Below are 17,911 nucleotides of genomic sequence, written 5' to 3'. Positions count from 1 at the left end.
AGACGTACGGAGAAGGCTATTCGCCCTAGAGACACTCCGCCGTGCAGATACAGAAAAAGCACGCAGAAACTGCGTGCACGCAACGCCGCGCGACCTGTGTCGCGTTCATCTGGTTCGTTGCTGTGTGAATCACATGCGACACTGTACGGCCTTTTGTCTCATGCGTCCACTTCTATTCGAGTTTGTCCCGTTACGTGAACGCTGGCCCGCCCGTGGGTCAGAACCATCGCGCGGTCGGCCCACAGCTCGATGTCGTCGTCAGTGGCGGCGATGTCGAGGTGGACACGCGCATCCCACGTGCTGCCCACAATCGGCACATTCGCGCTGTGCAGCTCCGACTGGAACTTACCGGCATCATTGGGATCGACAGTGATGCGAGCAATGTTGAGAGTCTTGATGACCACGTGAGGTGCGCGGGCCAGTGCCTCACTCACCGCCGACGAATACGCGCGGATGAGGCCTCCCGCACCCAGCAGCACTCCGCCGAAATAACGGGTGACGACAGCCGTCACATTCCACGTGTCAGACATTTTGAGGGCTTCAAGCATAGGCGTGCCGGCTGTGCCCGATGGTTCCCCGTCGTCAGAGGAATGCTGGATTGCGTTTCGGCCATCCGCACTGATGAGGTAGGCCGAACAGTTATGCCGCGCCTGTGGGTGCTCCGAACGGACCATGTCGATGAGTGCGCGCGCTTCATCTTCGGTGTCGGCGCGGGCCAGAGTGGCGATGAAGCGTGAGCGTTTGATCTCGATTTCATGGGTGATCAGCGTTCCTGCACGAAGCGTTCGGATATCGTTCACGGAATCTGTGTCACCCCTCCGCTTGCTCGTGGTTCCATTGATGATGCTGTCACTCTATCGTGTCGGCATGCAGTAGCGGCGCATGGTTGTCCTCGTCAATTACGACAATTACGAGGGGAGTGGAGGGCACAAATGTGGGCAAAGTCCTACAAAGAGGGAAGAAAGTCACGCCCCTGGCGTGCTAGAGTTTTTGGGTTGCCGGTACGCGAGTGAAATCACAGCGAAACTGGAGTCAGCAGCTGGCATTTTGTCAGCAGGCATGGCACAGTTATTGCCGGTAGTGATGTCCACGAATGTAGAAAGAGGAGCGGTAGGGCCATGGCAGTTCCCAAACGCAAGATGTCCCGAGCGAACACCCGCACTCGCCGGTCAGCATGGAAGGCTGATCTCACCCAGCTCGACAATCTGAAGGTTGCCGGTCGTGAGATTCGCGTGCCTCGTCGCCTGGCGAAGGCGTACAAGAAGGGCTTGCTCAGCGTCGACGATCTCGACTGAGACATTTTTCTTACGCGTCACTCGATGACGTGAGGACCCGGACACCCCGCGAGGTGTCCGGGTCTTTTGTTGTGTGTACGATCGCTGCCGCCGTGGATGATGCAACGCTGCTGATCCATGCGCTGTGCGTGCCCAGAAGGATCAGCCGAACACTCAGACAGGACGTGTCTTTCCGTTAACATAAGAACAGCACGGCAATCCGGTGCCTGTGGCCGCACATCACAGCGGCGGCATGAAGAATCTGAGAGGTGAGGGATGACTCGAGAGCGCTTTATTGTGGGCACGTCAGGCACATATCATCCGGGACGGCGGTGCGACGTTGAATATGGTCCTCTTGCCGCATACGCAGTGGAGCTGGCAGGCGTCGAAGGGCGGGCACCGAAGATTGGCTACCTCGCCACGGCGTGCGGTGACCAGAAGGCGCGAATCGCTGAACGCATGGAGGCGGCGCGGTTGCGCGGGTGGCAGCTTAATCCGTTGACCTGTTTCATGATGCCGAACGTCGACGACCCTCGCGAATACCTCCTGGACCAGGACGTCATCTGGGTTGACGGGGGATCGGTGGTGAACCTGCTGGCAGTGTGGCGCGCACACGGACTGGACGAGGTCATGCGCGAAGCGTGGGAGAAAGGCATCGTTCTGGCTGGCGTGTCCGCCGGATCAATGTGCTGGCACATCGGCGGAGCCACGGATTCATTCGGGCCGGACCTGCGTCCCGTCACTGATGGCCTCGGCTTCCTTCCCTACGGCAACGGCGTGCACTACGGAGTGAACCCGCAGCGTCGTGAACTGCTGCAGCGCATGGTGGCCGAGGGTGACTTCACCGATGCCTACTCGTCAGAAAACGGGATCGGCCTGGTCTACCGCGATACGGAACTTGTCGACGTGGTGTCGGATCGGGACGAGGTCTACGGCTGGCACACGTTCAAGGACGGGGATGAGGTTGTCGAAGAACAACTCACGCCTCGCCGTCTTGCTGATTAATTACATCATCATCACAGTTTTGGGTCTGTCCACTGATACAGTGCGACTCGTCCCCACGGCGGCACCGCACGGGTGATGCCGCTTTGGCATGTAAAACATTTCAAAGAAAGGGTCCGCATGATTGCTTTCCTCGTGATTGTTATTGCTCTGGCGGGCATTGCTGCGGTCGGATACCTGGTGATCAAGAAGGTACATCCGGCTGCGTCAATTTTCACCGTCGGCATCGTGCTCATGATGATCGCTGCAGCGATGGGCAAGATCGATAACGCAACACGCGAAATTGAAGCCACTGGCAATGCGTTCTACGACGAGCTGCAGATAGTCGAATCGATCTTCGCCAATCGCTTCACCGGAATCGGTATGGCGATCATGGTGCTGTTCGGCTTCGTATCCTACATGCGGTACATCGGCGCAGATGCCAAAGCCGTCGTCATCTTGTCGAAACCCCTCAGGGCTTTGCACGGCTCATATTGGCTGATCCCCATCGGTTTCATCCTGGGCAACATCTTGTCTCTGGTGGTGCCGTCGGCCGCATCCCTGTCGCTGCTGCTCATCGCCACGCTGTTGCCGGCGCTGGTGGCATCAGGATTGACGCCGCTGACGGTGGGCGCAATTGTGGTGACGTCGTCGACCATTGTCCCGACGCCGCTGGAAGCGGGCCTGATCCAGGGCGCTGACCTGGTTGGTATGCCTGTCACGCAGTACGTGTTTGGCCATGTGGCGTTAGCGACGATTCCGACACTGCTGATCACGGCTTTCATTCATATGTGGTGGCAGCGTCGATGCGATCTGGTTGATGCACGCAAACGTGCTGACGTGGCTGCTGGCATTGTCGCAGCGACCGGTGCGACCGGAGCTGAAATGAAGGCTGCGAAGAAGGGTGAGAAATTTGCGTCGGGCGCATCGAACAGTGCCTCAGAAGCAACGATCCAGGATGCCCTCAAGCGTGCAGCCAACTTGCCGTGGTTCTACGCATTGTTGCCGTTGCTGCCACTGCTGCTCATCATCATTTCAGCGGCTCTGAATCGTCTGGGTGTCATCCCGTTTGAGGCTGGCATCCTGCCTGTCACCGTTGTCTCCCTGTTCATTGCGATGATTGTCGAGGCTATCCGCCTGCGTTCACTGAACAAGGCGATCGATGCGGGTAAGAACTTCTTCACCGGTATGGGTGAGGCAGCGGGCGGCGTGGTTGCGCTGCTGGTCGCCGCCGCAATTCTGGTGGAAGGTATCACGCAGCTTGGTGTCATCAAGATGCTGACTGATGCGACGGAAGGTTCAAGCGGCGCTGCGGCATTGATCATCTTGATCTTTGTCGTGTCGGTCGCGCTGCTGTCTACCCTGACGGGGTCTGGTACCGCTCCGTACTTCGCTTTCTCCGAGGTTGTCCCTCACTTGGCCGAAAGCGGTGGTGTGCTGCCCATTCGTATGCTGAACTCGATGTGGGCAACGTCAAACCTGATGCGTCAGGTGTCGCCTGTGTGCGCTGCGGTCCTGATCGTATCGGGCGCCATTAAGGTCAATCCGATTGAACTGGTCAAGCGCACAGCGGTTCCGATGATCGCCGCAACGGTTCTGAACGTGATTTTCTCGTTCCTGTTCATTCACGCATAAGCGGTGAGACTGGCTCACTCAGGGGGCTTGCTCCACGCGGCGGGATTTTGGTAATCCGGCCGCAGAGAGCAGGCCCCCTGTTCGTGTGCTGTCCACGTGCATTGAGCACGCTTAGCGCATGTATGAGAACGCGGCTTATCAAACTGATTGTGGCAGGATTCAACAGGTCGAGGTAGACATCATCGGATCGAGGTAGCAGTGCCCTAGTTACAGTCAGTGAAGCGAGTGCCAGTCAACCGGTCAAGGTAGGAGTCAACGGGTCAAGGTCATCGCGTTGTCTGGAATCAACCAGTCAAGGTATGAGCGGACGATTCGGACTGAACACTTATCAGCGACAGTGACTTTCCCGCACTATTATGCGGATCTTGAATAGTGAGACGTGGCAGTAGTGGTCTCTTACCTTGACCGGTTGACGAAAAGCCCGTTCGTTTACCTTGACCGGTTGACGCACATTGTCTGTCGTACAACACGCCAGCTGAACTGGTGTCGGCACTACCAGTCGCTTCACGAAATGCGCCCCCGACAGGACTCGAACCTGCAACCTAAGGATTAGAAGGCCTTTGCTCTATCCATTGAGCTACGGGGGCTACTCGCATAAGGATAGCGTGCCTGCACCCTCGGGTGTGAATACAGGCAGGTGAAGTGGTCTCACTTCACACCAGCAGACGGAAAATCTCCGAATCCGGAGCAACTTCTTCGACATGCAGGGGAGAGGCTTCCATCCGTGTGCGCAGCCGTTCAATGTCTGCCGGATCGCTCAGATCGATCCCCACCAACGCAGGCCCGGTCTCACGATTGTTCTTCTTCGTATACTCGAAATGCACCACGTCATCACCTGGACCCAACACTTCTGACAGGAACAGGCGCAACGCACCCGGCTGCTGCGGGAAGGTCACAACAAAATAGTGCCGCAGCCCCTCATGACGCAGCGAGCGTTCCACCACTTCCGCATAACGGCTCAAGTCATTGTTGCCACCGGACACGACACAGACAATGGATCCCTCATCGCTGCCCGTGAGCTCAGCGCGCCGTTTCGGATCGGTCAGCAACGTGCGAGCAGCCGTGCTGGCCAGCGCCCCCGCAGGCTCAGCAATGATGCCGTCAGTTTGATACAGAGACACCATCTCCGTGCACACGGCCCCTTCGGGCACCGACACAAGAGAGGACACGTTTTCCTGCGCCAGCTGGAACGGCAAGGTTCCCACCGTCCCGACAGCGGTCCCGTCAACAAAGGAATCAACACGATCCAGCGCGGTAGGACCACCCTCGTCAAAGGCGCGCTGCATCGAGGCAGCGCCGTACGGCTCCACACCAATGACACGCACGTCAGGTCGCAGATGGCTGAGCGCTGTCGCAATCCCCGCGATGAGGCCACCGCCCCCGACAGGCACCAGCACGCAGGACGTGTCAGCAGGGATCTGCTCGGCCAGTTCGACACCGATGGTGCCTCCGCCCGCGATTGTTCCTGGATCATCGTAGGGGTGGACATATTCGCGTCCCGTGACGCGCGCAGCCTCCGTCGCCAAAGCGTTCGCACGGTCAAAACCGCCATCCACGATGACCTGTTCCACCCATTCGCCTCCGATGGCGGCGATACGTTTACGTTTCTGACGCGGCGTGGTCGACGGCAGATAGATGGTGCCGCGTACGTTCAGGTGCGCGCATGCGAACGCCACACCCTGAGCATGGTTACCGGCCGAAGCGCACACCACACCCTGTTGACGCGACTGCGCGCTCAGTGCACTCATCTTCGCGTACGCGCCGCGCACTTTGAATGAGCGGCACACCTGCTGATCCTCACGCTTGAGCAAGACGGGCACGCCCAGTTCCTGCGTCAACCGTTCCGACACATCCAGCGGCGTGTGCTTGACGACGTCTTTCAGGGACAGGCTGGCACGCATAATGTCATTGAGCGTCACTGTCGATGTGTCGTTGAGTTCTGAATGTGGCGGTACGTGCTGAGATGATGCCACGGCAACGCTCCTTCCATCTGCGTGTATACGTTGTTCGTGAACTCAGTGTATTCACCTGTGTGCCGATTCGGAGAGGCTGTCCACGTGTACGACACTCCGCAGCAGGTCGCGGCAGTCGCCCTCGTTTCCCTCGACAATCCGGACGGTCCCTGTGGCCCTGAGCGTCCGCTTGACCATCCGCACACCCAAGCTAGTCACCCGCATTCCCGCGCGGGTCACTACACTGGGAGACATGACGAAGCAACTGAAGAATCCACTGGTGTGGATCGACTGCGAAATGACCGGTCTTGACGTGGCGCATGACGCCCTGATCGAAGTGGCGGTCGTGATCACCGACGCGAGCCTGACCGTCGTGGACCCCGGAATCGACATTCTGATCCAGCCCTCTGAGGAGGCGCTGAATCACATGGACGACTATGTGCGCAACATGCACACACAATCCGGCCTGCTTGACGAGCTCAAGGACGGCATCGCGTCGATGGAGGAAGCCGAGAGCATCGTCCTGGACTACATCAAGAAGTTCGTCCCTGTGTCGGGTCGCGCCCTGCTGGCGGGGAACACGGTCGGCATGGATCGCCTGTTCCTGAGCGCGAACATGCCACGCGTCATCGACCACCTGCACTACCGCATTATCGACGTGTCCTCCATCAAGGAACTCGCCAAGCGCTGGTACCCGTGCGTTTACGAGTGCTCACCTGAGAAGCATGGGGGCCACCGCGCACTGGCCGACATTCGTGAATCCATCCAGGAACTTGAGTACTACCGTCGCGCACTTTTCCCTTCTGACCAGGGACCCAGTCGCGAAGACGCCCAGAAGATTGCCGGCGAGGTTGCCGCTTTGGGCATTGTCGAGGGTGCCGCCCAGCAGAATTGACGAGGGGAACGCCCTATCCACAGTTCACTGCCAGCCCGCCGTTGTCCACAGGGATGCGGCGGGCTGAGTGTGTGTCCACAGATTGCCCGCGAAGCCTTTGGACGAGGGCCTGGCGCGGTGAGGATTGTCCTACGGCACAGGGCCGATAACACGAAAGGACAATTCATGAGCGCGAATATGACAGTGACATTACGCGGACGCATCGGAACGGACGTGAAGGAAATCAGGACTGCGACGGGACGAACGACCACACGTTTCCGGCTTGCCACACCGCGTTGGCGCATCAACGATCGGGGAGAATTCGATGAGCAGGAACCCCAGTGGTACACGATCCGCGCATGGGACAAGCTCGCGCATAATATGTCGACCTCATTTGCCAAGGGGCATCCCATCGTGCTGACTGGACGGCCCAGCGTTAATGCGTGGAAGGATGCGGCGGGTGAGGTTAAGAGCGAACTGGTTATTGTGGCGCACAGCGCCGGGCACGACCTGAACTACGGGTGGTCGCACTTCGATAGGCCAAAGGAATCACGGCCAGAGGGAGAAGCAGAACGTGACGACGGAGGCACGGGAAACCTTCAGATCCGGACCTCGCGCGATGATGGCGGCGATGCGGTCACAGCAGATGCTCCAGCGCCCCAGATGGTAACGGCAGCGGTGTAAGGGAGGCGGTGCGAACGGAGCACTGTATGTAGGGAGCTGCGTCAATGCGGCGAATCGGCGGGCAGTGCGCTTGTGGTGAAAATCAGCCATTTCGGGTTATCTCACGTTGACCGTGGGTGGGCTTCGTGCCGTAGCATGGAGTGACACGAAGTTGACGAGTCCCTTCTTGAAATGGAGAACTGTGGCTGAGTACATATACCAAATGATCAAAGCGCGCAAAGCTCATGGCGACAAGATCATTCTTGATGACGTATCCATGTCGTTCTTCCCCGGAGCGAAAATCGGCATGGTTGGTCCTAACGGTGCTGGAAAGTCATCGATCCTCAAGATCATGGCGGGTCTGGATGAACCAAGCAATGGCGAAGCACGTCTGACACCAGGTTACACAGTGGGCATCCTCGAGCAGGAACCCCAACTCGACGACACGAAAACCGTGTTGGAAAACGTGCAGATGGGTGCCAGGGAAACGTTCGACAAGCTCGCGCGTTTCAACAAGATCTCTGAGGAGATGGCTGACCCGGGCGCCGACTTTGATGCGCTCATGGAAGAAATGGGCAAGCTGCAAAGTGAGATCGACGCTGCAAACGCGTGGGATATCGACTCCCAGCTGGAGCAGGCCATGGACGCACTGCGCTGCCCGCCTGCCGATCAGGATGTGAAGGTTCTTTCCGGTGGGGAACGTCGTCGCGTGGCGCTGTGCCGTCTGCTGATCGAAGCTCCTGACCTGCTGCTGCTGGATGAGCCAACGAACCACTTGGATGCCGAGTCCGTGCAGTGGCTGGAAAAGCACCTGTCCACGTATGCCGGCGCGGTGATCGCAGTGACCCACGACCGCTACTTCCTTGACCACGTAGCCGAATGGATCGCTGAAGTGGACCGCGGTCACCTCTACCCCTATGAGGGCAACTACTCCACCTACCTGGAAACGAAGGAAAAACGCCTGAAAGTCCAGGGACAGAAGGATGCGAAACTGGCCAAGCGGCTGCGTGAAGAGCTCGACTGGGTTCGTTCCAATCCCAAGGGACGCCAAGCCAAGTCACGAGCCCGTCTGGAACGCTACGAAGAGATGGCTGCCGAAGCGGAGCGCACACGCAAGCTTGACTTTGAGGAAATTCAGATCCCGCCAGGGCCTCGTTTGGGCTCTATCGTGATCGAGGCAAACAATCTGCACAAAGGCTTCGGTGACCGTGTCCTCATCAATGACCTGTCGTTCTCACTGCCGCGCAACGGAATCGTCGGTGTGATCGGTCCGAACGGTGTGGGCAAGACAACTCTGTTCAAGACCATTGTTGGGCTTGAACCGCTGGACGGGGGAGACCTCAGGATCGGTGAGACCGTCAAGATCTCATACGTCGACCAGAACCGTGCGGGCATCGATCCGGACAAATCAGTGTGGGAGGTTGTCTCAGATGGCCTCGACTTCCTGGAAGTCGGCAACGTTGAAATGCCGTCGCGAGCCTACGTGTCCGCATTCGGATTCAAGGGACCGGACCAGCAGAAGCCGTCAGGCGTGCTTTCCGGTGGTGAACGCAACCGCTTGAACCTGGCGCTCACGCTTAAACAGGGCGGCAACCTGCTCCTGTTGGATGAGCCGACCAACGACCTCGATGTGGAAACACTTGGATCACTGGAAAACGCGCTGCTCGAATTCCCCGGGTGCGCGGTGGTTGTCACCCACGACCGTTGGTTCCTCGACCGCGTTGCCACGCACATCCTCGCGTGGGAAGGCACGGAAGAAAACCCTGCGAAGTGGTACTGGTTCGAAGGAAACTTCGAATCCTACGAGAACAACAAGGTGGAGCGTCTTGGTCTTGATGCAGCCCGCCCGCACCGCGTCACGCACCGTCGTCTCACGCGCGACTGAGGAGAGCGTCAAACTGACACACCTCGTCCCACCTTGTGCACATCGCATGCGAACACGCTTAGGGTAATTCCATGACTACAACGTGGACTGTGAGCGATGTCGTTACTGTGATGGATCGGTGGTATCCACCCGAAACGGCACAAGAGTGGGACAAGGTAGGCCTCATTGTGGGAGATCCCTCACGCGAGGTGCGCCGCGTTCTCATTGCCGTTGATCCCGTGGCAGCGGTAATCGACGAAGCTGTGAGCAATGAGATCGACATGATCATCACACATCATCCGCTGTATCTGCGAGGCGTGTCGTTCCTACCTGAAAGCGACCCGAAAGGGCGCGTCGTCGCCACACTCGTACGTGGCGAGTGCGCACTGTTCAACGCCCACACCAATGCCGACATCGCCTATCGGGGAGTCGCGCATGCTTTGGCAGACCTGCTGGGACTGGATCGCACGCAGCCGCTGGACCCCTCGGGACGTGACCGCGACGGCCGCTCGGTGGGACTGGGGCGCGTCGGAACAATAGATCCGGTGACCCTGCGTGAATTTGCGCAGCGAGTGGCATCTGCATTGCCTGCCGGTCCGCACGGCCTGTTCGTGGGCGGAGACCTGGAATCAACCGTCGCGCGTGTGGCGGTGTCAGGCGGTGCAGGTGATTCCCTGCTTGAGCAGGCACGCGCATCCGGTGCCGACGTGTTCGTCACCGCTGATCTGCGCCACCACCCCTCGTCCGAACACCTCGAAGGCGGAGCGCCTGCACTGATCTCAGGATCCCATTGGGCGACCGAATGGCCGTGGGTTCCGGTGCTCGCGCAACGACTCAGCGAGCAAGCCGAGGCGGACAACGTCTCCGTCGACATTACAGCGTCTACCATAGTGACAGAACCATGGACGGCTCACATGCAGACAACCGGAGGAACTCAGTGAAGGCATCACCTGAAGATCAACGCTCGCTACTCGAGTTGCAGTCATTGGATCGCGCCATCATGAAGATGCGACACCAGCGTGACACACACCCGGCGCACGCCAAGCTGCGTGAACTTGCCGGACGGGCAGAGGACCTCAAGCGTGCTGCGATCAATCAGAGTGCAGTGATAGCCGACACGAAACGTGACGTGGCGCGCATCGAAGCGGACATTGAGCGAGTCAACACACGCAAGAGTGCCCAGGAAGGACGCATCGAACGCAATGAAGTTCCCCTGCGCGACATTAACGCAATGGAACACGAAATCGCCCAGATGCGCACCCGGCTCAACAGCCTCGAAGAAGACCAACTTGAAGTTGAAGAACGCCTCGAAGCTGCCCAAAAAGCACAAGACGACATGATCCGCGAAGCGCAGGCGCTGACGCAGGACGTGGAAGCAACCAAGAAACAGTTCGAAGATGATAACGCGCAGTCTGACCTCGAACTGGCTGACCTGGAGTGCAAGAGAGCTGACCTGAATGACTCGCTGCCCTCTGACCTCATCGCCGAATACGACTCGGTCTGGCAGCGGCACAGCCCCTTCGCCATCGTGGAGGTGCGAGGCGGCGTCGTCACAGGAGCCACCGGCGAAATTTCGCCCGCCGAGCTGCAGCAGATAAATGCATTGCCCGCAGACGAGGTGTACTGGTGCGTCGACACCGGCCAGATAGTGGTGCGAACCGACGCCTAAACGTCGCCCCGGCCACGCGCGGTTCTTGCCTGACCGCACGCTATTCCACCCCGCCCCCGCACGATATCACCCGACAGCACGCCGTCCCCTGAAAATCACACCGATCGAAGTAGGCCCTGGCGCCGCGCGCGTCGTAGACTCGAGGATGCAGATGAGTCGGCCGGGCGGCCGCGGCACCGCGTGATGCGGTGACGAGGAACGTCCGGGCTCCACAGGGCAGGGTGATGGCTAACAGCCACCCGGGGAAACCCGCGGGAAAGTGCCACAGAAACAAGACCGCCGCTGGCGCGAAGAACACTTCGCACCAGCGGTCAGGGTGAAAAGGTGGGGTAAGAGCCCACCAGTAGGCCAGGTGACTGGTCTAGCTAGGTAAACCCCACCCGGAGCAAAACCGAGCAGCAAGTACGAGCGGCCCGCTCCACGCTTGCGGGTAGGTTGCTTGAGGCCAGTGGCAACACTGGTCCTAGAGGAATGGTCGCCGCTGCCGACTTCGGTCAGCAGGACAGAACCCGGCGTACAGGCCGGCTCATCTGCACTCTCACGCGTCCGACGGCAGTGTCAAAATGTCGGCGCCATCTTCGGTCACCACGATTGTGTGCTCGAACTGCGCGGTGCGGGAACGATCGGCCGTGACAACAGTCCAGTCATCATCCCACTGATCCCATTCGACAGTGCCCAGCGTCAGCATCGGCTCAATGGTGAACACCATGCCCGGCTCCATCACCGTGTCATACAGTGGTGCAGCATCATAGTGCGGAATGATCAAACCCGAGTGAAAGGCTTCGCCCACGCCGTGTCCGGTGTAATCGCGCACCACGCCGTAGTCAAAACGCTTCGCATACACCGAAATGACACGTCCGATCACGTTGATCTCACGGCCAGGTTTGACCGCCCGGATCCCACGCATCATCGCTTCGCGTGTCCTCTCACTGAGCAGACGCGACTCCTGATCAACATTTCCCACCTCAAACATGGCGCAGGTGTCACCGTGGACACCCTCGTAAAACGCCGTGATATCGACGTTGACAATGTCGCCATCTTCGAGGGGGCGATCATCAGGAATGCCGTGGCAGATGACCTCGTTGATGGAAGTACACAGCGACTTCGGATACCCCATGTAACCCAGGCATGACGGGTAGGCGCCAGCACCGACAATAAAATCATGTCCGATGCGGTCGAGCTCATCGGTTGTCACACCGGGGCGAACCGCCTCACCCACGACACGAAGCGCATCGGCGGCAATGCGGCCAGCGTGGCGGATCCGTTCCACAGTGTCCGCATCCTTAATATCCGAGGCAGTGACGTTTTCAGGGCCATCGTGGAACATGTACTCGGGGCGTTCAATCGACTCAGGCACCGAGCGCATGGGGGAGATACGTCCGGCAGTCAGATTGCCCAGCGGCGCGCGACGCGCATTGGCAGATGCCGGAATACGACCAGAATTGTCAGAACTACTCATAGCCCTAGCCTAGATCTTTTGCCGACCAGTGCTGGGATGTCACTGCTGGTGATAATTCTCCGGAGCAGGAAATGTGCCATCTTCCACACTTTCCACATACTCGGCAGCAGCCGCCGTGATCTCACGCCCGATCTGCGCGAAACGATGGACGAACGAGGGAACCCATTCCTGCATCCCCACCATGTCCGACCACACCAGTACCTGCCCATCGGTGTGCGGGCCAGCACCGATACCAATAGTGGGAATCTCCAGCGCAGCAGTGACGTCAATGGCCACGTTGTCAGGCACCATCTCCAACACAACGGCAATCGCACCGGCATCCTGCAAAGCCAGCGCGTCAGCAATCATCGCATCGCGCTGATCGCCACGGCCACGCATACGCGGACCGCCGATCGTGTTCTCTGATTGCGGCGTGTACCCCAGGTGTCCGACGACGGGAATACCGGACTGGCTCAGTAGTCGGACAGCTTCCACGCGCGGTCGGCCTCCCTCGAGTTTGACCGCATGGGCACCAGCGCGCATCAATTGGGAAGCCGATTCAAACGCCTGCTGTGCACTGGCCTCGTACGTTGCGAACGGAAGGTCTGCCACTACCAGGGCGCGGCGTGTGGAACGTGCCACTGCTGAAGTTGCTCGAACCATGTCGTCCAACGTGACGCGCAACGTGGAGTCATACCCCAACATCACGTTGCCGTAGGAATCACCCACCAGCAGCATGTCAACACCTGCCGCATCCAGCAGCGGGGCAATAAGCGCATCATAAGCTGTCAACATCGTGAGTTTTCGGCCCTGCTGCTTAGCTTGAGCAAGGTGGTGGACGCGAACTTTTTTCGGTTTCGTCGGCGCGGGGACCGTATCAACGGCCGCAGCGTCGGAGGGCGCAAGTGAACTCATATCTGTAGCCTAGACGCTTTCGTCAGTGCACCGGGCTTACACGCGATCGCGCTCAGTGAACTGTCCAGCCAATGGCGACGAATGGGCGGACTCGCTTCGACGGCTAATATGGGGGAAGAGGAAACGTGGAGTTTTCCCGTATGACCGATTGTCAATTTCGACCGAGGAAGCAGGATATGGCTGACTGTGCTCCTGAGCTCAATCCGCTTGACGGTGAAGCGGTGAGCGCCCTCGTCACTGATGCGCTGGCGCGTATCAGTGAGGCGAGTTCGCTGGCCCAACTCAAGACCGTTCGCACGCAGGTGATGGGTGATCAGGCACCCCTGATCCAGGCTAACCGCACGATCGGGTCACTGGACCCCGCTGACCGTGCGCAGGCAGGCAAGACACTGGGCGGTGCCCGCAAGCAACTCGCCACTGCGCTGTCCGAACGTGAATCAGTGCTGCGCGACGAAGAGGAAGCCCGCGCGCTGGAGACGGAAGCCGTGGACGTAACGGTGCCGACCGGGCGCCAGAGTCTGGGCGCGCGTCACCCTCTGGAAACCTTGATGGAGGAAGTGGCCGACCTGTTTGTGTCGATGGGATGGGACATCGCAGAAGGCCCGGAAATCGAGCACGAATGGTTCAACTTCGATGCGCTGAACTTCGACATTGACCACCCGGCTCGCCAGATGCAGGACACCCTCTACGTCGATGGCCGCTCCGTCGGTGGCGACCACGAGGATGACGGTCACCTGGTGATGCGCACGCACACCTCGCCAGTTCAGGCCCGCTCCATGCTCGCTCGCGGTGTTCCGCTCTACGTCGCATGCCCCGGTAAGGTATTCCGCTCCGACGCGCTCGACGCGACACATACACCTGTTTTCCACCAGGTTGAGGGTCTGGCAGTTGATCGCCACCTGACGATGGCGCACCTGAAGGGAACGCTGGATCACTTTGCGCGCCAGATGTTCGGCCCTGACGCGCGCACGCGGTTGCGCCCCAGCTTCTTTCCTTTCACTGAACCGAGCGCCGAGATGGATCTGTGGTTCCCGCAGAAGAAGGGCGGCCCCGGCTGGATTGAATGGGGTGGCTGCGGCATGGTCAACCCAAACGTGCTGCGCGCCTGCGGCGTCGACCCTGACGAGTATTCCGGTTTCGCATTCGGCATGGGTATTGAACGCACGCTCATGCTGCGTCACGGCATCGCTGATATGCACGACATCGTCGAGGGAGACGTGCGCTTCTCCCAGCAGTTCGGACTCAACGGAAGGGGACACTGAACATGCCTATGGTTCCATTGTCGTGGCTTCGTGACCACGTAGAAATTCCCGCCTCCGTGACGGTTCCGCAACTGGCCGCAGCGCTGGTGAAAGTGGGCCTGGAGGAAGAAACAATTCATCCCGCCCGCGTGACGGGCCCGCTTGTCGTGGGCAAAGTGCTCACACGCGAGCCGAAAGAACAATCCAACGGCAAAGTCATCAACTACTGCCGCGTCGATGTCGGCCAGCACAACGACGAGCCGGGAACTGGGAAAGAGCCATCTGACCTGCCCAGTCGCGGCATCATCTGCGGTGCTCACAATTTTGATGTGGGCGACCTGGTGGTCGTCAGCCTGCCGGGCGCAGTTCTGCCCGGCCCCTTCGAGATCTCTGCCCGCAAAACCTACGGTCACATCTCTGACGGCATGATCTGTTCGGAGCGCGAACTGGGCCTCGGGGAGGACCACAACGGCATCCTCGTTCTGACCGACAAGTTCGATGCCGACCAGATCCCCGCTCCCGGATCAGATGTGATCCCACTGCTGGGACTGGGGGAAGAGGTCCTCGAAATCAACGTCACCCCTGACCGTGGCTACTGCTTCTCCATGCGTGGCGTGGCGCGCGAATACTCCCACTCAACGGGAGCAACCCTGACTGATCCCGGTCTGCCCGATGGCCTTGACCTGCCCGAACACTCCGACTCAGCTTTGAGCGTGGAAGTTGAGGACAAGCGCCCGATCCGCGACCACGTCGGGTGCGACCGCTTCGTTACACGCATCGTGCGCGGCGTCGACACGCACGCTCAGACGCCCAAATGGATGGTGGAGCGCCTGGAGATGGCAGGCATGCGCTCAATCAGCCTGCCCGTCGACGTCACCAACTACATCATGTTGGATCTGGGCCAGCCGATGCACGCTTACGACCTCGGTTCTGTGGCAGCACCCATCGTGGTGCGCAGAGCTGAAGAAGGTGAACATCTCGTCACCCTCGATGGTGAAGATCGCGCACTGAACGACGAAGACCTGCTTATCACGGATTCTCCACAAGGCCAGCATGGATCGCGCATTATAGGACTTGCCGGAGTGATGGGCGGCCTCGACTCTGAAATCACTGAGGGGACAACAGACCTGGTCCTCGAAGCTGCGCACTTTGATTCCATTTCAATTGCGCGCACGTCCCGACGCCACTTCCTGGCCTCTGAAGCCTCGAAGCGTTTCGAACGCGGTTCGGATCCGGCGATTCCGCCCGTCGCGATTGCCCGGGCTTGCGCGCTGCTTGAAGAATACGGCGGGGGACGGGCTGACCCCCACGTGTTCGAGGTCAATACCGTGCCCGAAGCTCGACCGATCGACATGAAAGTGAGTGAGACGCAGCGCCTGACCGGACTCGAATTGCCTCCGGCACGCATTCGCGAACTGCTGGAAACAATCGGCTGCCAGGTTCATGGCGAGGACAGCGAGGCCCAATGGCAGGTGACACCTCCGAGCTGGCGACCTGACCTGACCGGGCCTGCCGACCTGGTCGAAGAGGTCGCGCGCCTGCACGGATACGATGAGATCCCGTCAATCCTGCCGCAAGCCCCCGCTGGACACGGCTTGACCACGGCGCAGAAGGCTCGCCGTGACGTCGCACGCGTCCTGGCCAATGCTGGACTGACCGAGGCAGAGTCCTACCCCTTCATGTCCACTGCTGCCCATGACCGCCAGCAGCTGGCTGCCGATGACCCGAACCGTCAGGCAGTGCGCCTGCGCAATCCGCTGGCCGACGATGCGCCGCTGCTGCGTACACGCATCCTGGACACGCTGCTCGATGTTGCCGGACGCAACATGTCACGCGGTATGAACCACATCGCGGTCTTTGAGATTGCGAAGGTTGTGCGCCCGGCAGGAACGGTTCCATCCGATCTGCCGTCCGCTGAGCAGCGTCCCTCTGCCGAGGTGGAAGCTCAGCTCCAGGCCGGCGTTCCCTCGCAGCCGTGGCATGTGGGAGCAATCTTGTGCGGAAATGCCACAGGTAACGGGGTGTTCGAGCAGCCCCGCGTCTACGACTGGGCCGATGCCATCGACCTCGTCTGGCGCGTCGCACAGTCACTGGGCGTCAAGGTGGAAACAGCACGCGGCTGGCTTCCTGAATCTACCCCCGTGCGCAAGGGGCCGCCGATGCCTCAGGCGAGCAGTGACCCGCACGCAGTGGCACCGTGGCATCCAGGCAGGATGGCGCAGGTTTTCGTCCGCAACGGCAAGACTCTGACTGTTGTGGCGCGAGCCGGCGAACTTCACCCGCGTGTATGTGAGGCATTCGGTTTACCCAAGCGCTCATGCGCACTGGAGCTGGACGTCGACGCGCTGGTGGCGCATATGGCGGAAGAACCAATCCAGGTGAGCGGCGTGTCAACGTTCCCGGTGGCAAAAGAAGACTTCGCACTGGTTGTCGCCAATGACATTCCCGTTGCCCGCGTTGCTCAGGTGATTCGCCAGGCGGCAGGTGCCCTGGCCGAAGAGGTATCCCTCTTTGACATTTACGAGGGCGACCAGGTTCCCGACGGTCACCGCTCGCTGGCCTTCACTGTGAAACTGCGTGCCGATGATCGCACGCTGAGTGCAGATGAGGTTACGCGCACACGCAACGACATCATTTCTCGCACAGGTAAGACGCTCGGGGCGCAACTTCGCGCATAACGAATGCGCGAATCGTGATCAGTGCGGCCGGTGCGTGAAGCGCCGGCCGCACTGGCGCATACGCGTGTGCTCGGGCGTTAGTCCTGCTCAGAGTCTGAAACGTATGCACAGCAGGGCAGTATTTGCGACTTCTTGACCGATTCGGCTCACATTGGCGCGCCAAAGCGTCCATACTGGGATTATGAAAATCCTCGTCACTGCTTCGTCAAAACATGGTGCAACCCGTGAGGTTGCCGAACGTATCTCTGACCGTCTGCGCTCGCACGACTTCGATGTCGAGATGATCAATCCGGAGGATGTGAAGTCTCTGGAATCCTACGATGCTGTTGTGTGCGGTTCAGCCGTGTACATGACGCAGTGGATGGCGCAGGCGAACGATTTCATGGAGCGTTTTCGCCCGAACCTGCTGTCGATGCCAGTGTGGGCTTTTTCAGTGGGTCTGTCCGGAGTGCCGAAGCATTCGCTGCAGGATCCCTCGCGCATTGGTCCGGTGCTGATGAAGGTGCCGATTGTTCACCACCAGAAGTTCCCGGGTCGTTACGACCCCTCGCGCCTGTCACTGCGTGAGCGCACCATCGCGCGCCTTGCCGGTGCGGTAGAAGGTGATTTTCGGCCGTGGGACGAAGTGGATCAGTGGGCAGATGAGATAGCACAGGATCTGAAGTCGGGTAATACGGCACCGCAGGAGTCGGACGCTCAGTAGTCCTGGTGTCCATATAGAGGACAC

Annotated in this window: 15 protein-coding genes, 1 tRNA gene and 1 other RNA gene; 12 read left to right on the top strand and 5 right to left on the bottom strand. The window is 59.6% G+C overall.

Going from position 1 to position 17,911, the window contains the following annotated elements; genetic code table 11:
- Positions 1-158: 158 nt before the first annotated feature.
- Positions 159-800, bottom strand: a complete 642-nt coding sequence (locus HMPREF2975_RS00915) for a YigZ family protein (RefSeq protein WP_070725184.1) — start codon at positions 798-800, stop codon at positions 159-161.
- Between the two features lie 318 nt (positions 801-1,118).
- Here HMPREF2975_RS00915 and rpmF point away from each other — a divergent pair, with 318 nt between their 5' ends.
- The 3 genes from rpmF (at position 1,119) to dcuC (ending at position 3,890) form a co-directional block, all read left to right on the top strand.
- A complete protein-coding gene (gene rpmF, locus HMPREF2975_RS00910) occupies positions 1,119-1,295 on the top strand; it encodes a 50S ribosomal protein L32 (RefSeq protein WP_058236940.1) in 177 nt (58 codons plus the stop codon).
- A gap of 255 nt (positions 1,296-1,550) precedes the next feature.
- Entirely contained in the window at positions 1,551-2,279 is a 729-nt protein-coding gene (locus HMPREF2975_RS00905; protein ID WP_070725182.1) for a Type 1 glutamine amidotransferase-like domain-containing protein, read from the top strand.
- 117 nt (positions 2,280-2,396) lie between these two features.
- Complete coding sequence (gene dcuC, locus HMPREF2975_RS00900; protein WP_070725181.1) at positions 2,397-3,890, top strand: C4-dicarboxylate transporter DcuC; 1,494 nt, start codon at positions 2,397-2,399, stop codon at positions 3,888-3,890.
- 514 nt (positions 3,891-4,404) lie between these two features.
- Here dcuC and HMPREF2975_RS00895 read toward each other — a convergent pair.
- Positions 4,405-4,477, bottom strand: a tRNA-Arg gene (locus HMPREF2975_RS00895).
- Between the two features lie 66 nt (positions 4,478-4,543).
- On the bottom strand, positions 4,544-5,863 hold the full coding sequence (gene ilvA, locus HMPREF2975_RS00890) for a threonine ammonia-lyase IlvA (protein WP_227469076.1): 1,320 nt from the start codon (positions 5,861-5,863) through the stop codon (positions 4,544-4,546).
- 232 nt (positions 5,864-6,095) lie between these two features.
- Between ilvA and orn the strand changes: the two genes are divergently transcribed.
- From orn to rnpB, 6 genes are all read left to right on the top strand, one after another.
- Positions 6,096-6,737: an oligoribonuclease gene (gene orn / locus HMPREF2975_RS00885; protein WP_058236937.1), complete on the top strand. Its 642-nt coding sequence runs from the start codon at positions 6,096-6,098 to the stop codon at positions 6,735-6,737.
- 165 nt (positions 6,738-6,902) lie between these two features.
- Positions 6,903-7,400: a single-stranded DNA-binding protein gene (locus HMPREF2975_RS00880; RefSeq protein WP_070725180.1), complete on the top strand. Its 498-nt coding sequence runs from the start codon at positions 6,903-6,905 to the stop codon at positions 7,398-7,400.
- Positions 7,401-7,581: 181 nt separating this feature from the next.
- Entirely contained in the window at positions 7,582-9,264 is a 1,683-nt protein-coding gene (gene ettA / locus HMPREF2975_RS00875; protein ID WP_070725177.1) for an energy-dependent translational throttle protein EttA, read from the top strand.
- A 71-nt stretch (positions 9,265-9,335) separates the two neighbouring features.
- Positions 9,336-10,184: a Nif3-like dinuclear metal center hexameric protein gene (locus HMPREF2975_RS00870; RefSeq protein ID WP_070725175.1), complete on the top strand. Its 849-nt coding sequence runs from the start codon at positions 9,336-9,338 to the stop codon at positions 10,182-10,184.
- Positions 10,181-10,912 carry a zinc ribbon domain-containing protein gene (locus HMPREF2975_RS00865; protein ID WP_058236933.1) on the top strand — a complete coding sequence of 244 codons (732 nt, stop codon included), beginning with the start codon at positions 10,181-10,183 and terminating at the stop codon, positions 10,910-10,912. The genes HMPREF2975_RS00870 and HMPREF2975_RS00865 overlap by 4 nt, the downstream gene beginning before the upstream one ends.
- A 152-nt stretch (positions 10,913-11,064) precedes the next feature.
- Positions 11,065-11,445: RNase P RNA component class A (gene rnpB / locus HMPREF2975_RS00860), an RNA gene on the top strand.
- Positions 11,446-11,450: 5 nt separating this feature from the next.
- On the opposite strand, the gene map is transcribed toward rnpB, so the two are convergent.
- Together map and panB are read right to left on the bottom strand one after the other, a co-directional pair.
- Positions 11,451-12,371, bottom strand: coding sequence for a type I methionyl aminopeptidase (map, locus tag HMPREF2975_RS00855; protein ID WP_193599950.1), 921 nt, complete (start codon positions 12,369-12,371; stop codon positions 11,451-11,453).
- Between the two features lie 39 nt (positions 12,372-12,410).
- Positions 12,411-13,265, bottom strand: coding sequence for a 3-methyl-2-oxobutanoate hydroxymethyltransferase (gene panB, locus HMPREF2975_RS00850; RefSeq protein WP_070725173.1), 855 nt, complete (start codon positions 13,263-13,265; stop codon positions 12,411-12,413).
- Between the two features lie 176 nt (positions 13,266-13,441).
- On the opposite strand from panB, the gene pheS reads away from it, so the two are divergent.
- The 3 genes from pheS to HMPREF2975_RS00835 all read left to right on the top strand — a co-directional run bounded on the left by pheS (position 13,442) and on the right by HMPREF2975_RS00835 (position 17,887).
- Positions 13,442-14,527, top strand: a complete 1,086-nt coding sequence (pheS, locus tag HMPREF2975_RS00845) for a phenylalanine--tRNA ligase subunit alpha (RefSeq protein ID WP_070725171.1) — start codon at positions 13,442-13,444, stop codon at positions 14,525-14,527.
- A 2-nt stretch (positions 14,528-14,529) separates the two neighbouring features.
- Complete coding sequence (pheT, locus tag HMPREF2975_RS00840; protein WP_058236930.1) at positions 14,530-17,184, top strand: phenylalanine--tRNA ligase subunit beta; 2,655 nt, start codon at positions 14,530-14,532, stop codon at positions 17,182-17,184.
- A 181-nt stretch (positions 17,185-17,365) separates the two neighbouring features.
- On the top strand, positions 17,366-17,887 hold the full coding sequence (locus HMPREF2975_RS00835) for a flavodoxin domain-containing protein (protein ID WP_070725169.1): 522 nt from the start codon (positions 17,366-17,368) through the stop codon (positions 17,885-17,887).
- Positions 17,888-17,911 lie beyond the last annotated feature (24 nt).

The organism is Actinomyces sp. HMSC065F12 (genome assembly GCF_001814535.1).
GTDB classification, from domain to species: Bacteria; Actinomycetota; Actinomycetes; order Actinomycetales; family Actinomycetaceae; genus Pauljensenia; species Pauljensenia radingae_A.
This window is presented reverse-complemented; position numbering and strand designations above follow the sequence as displayed.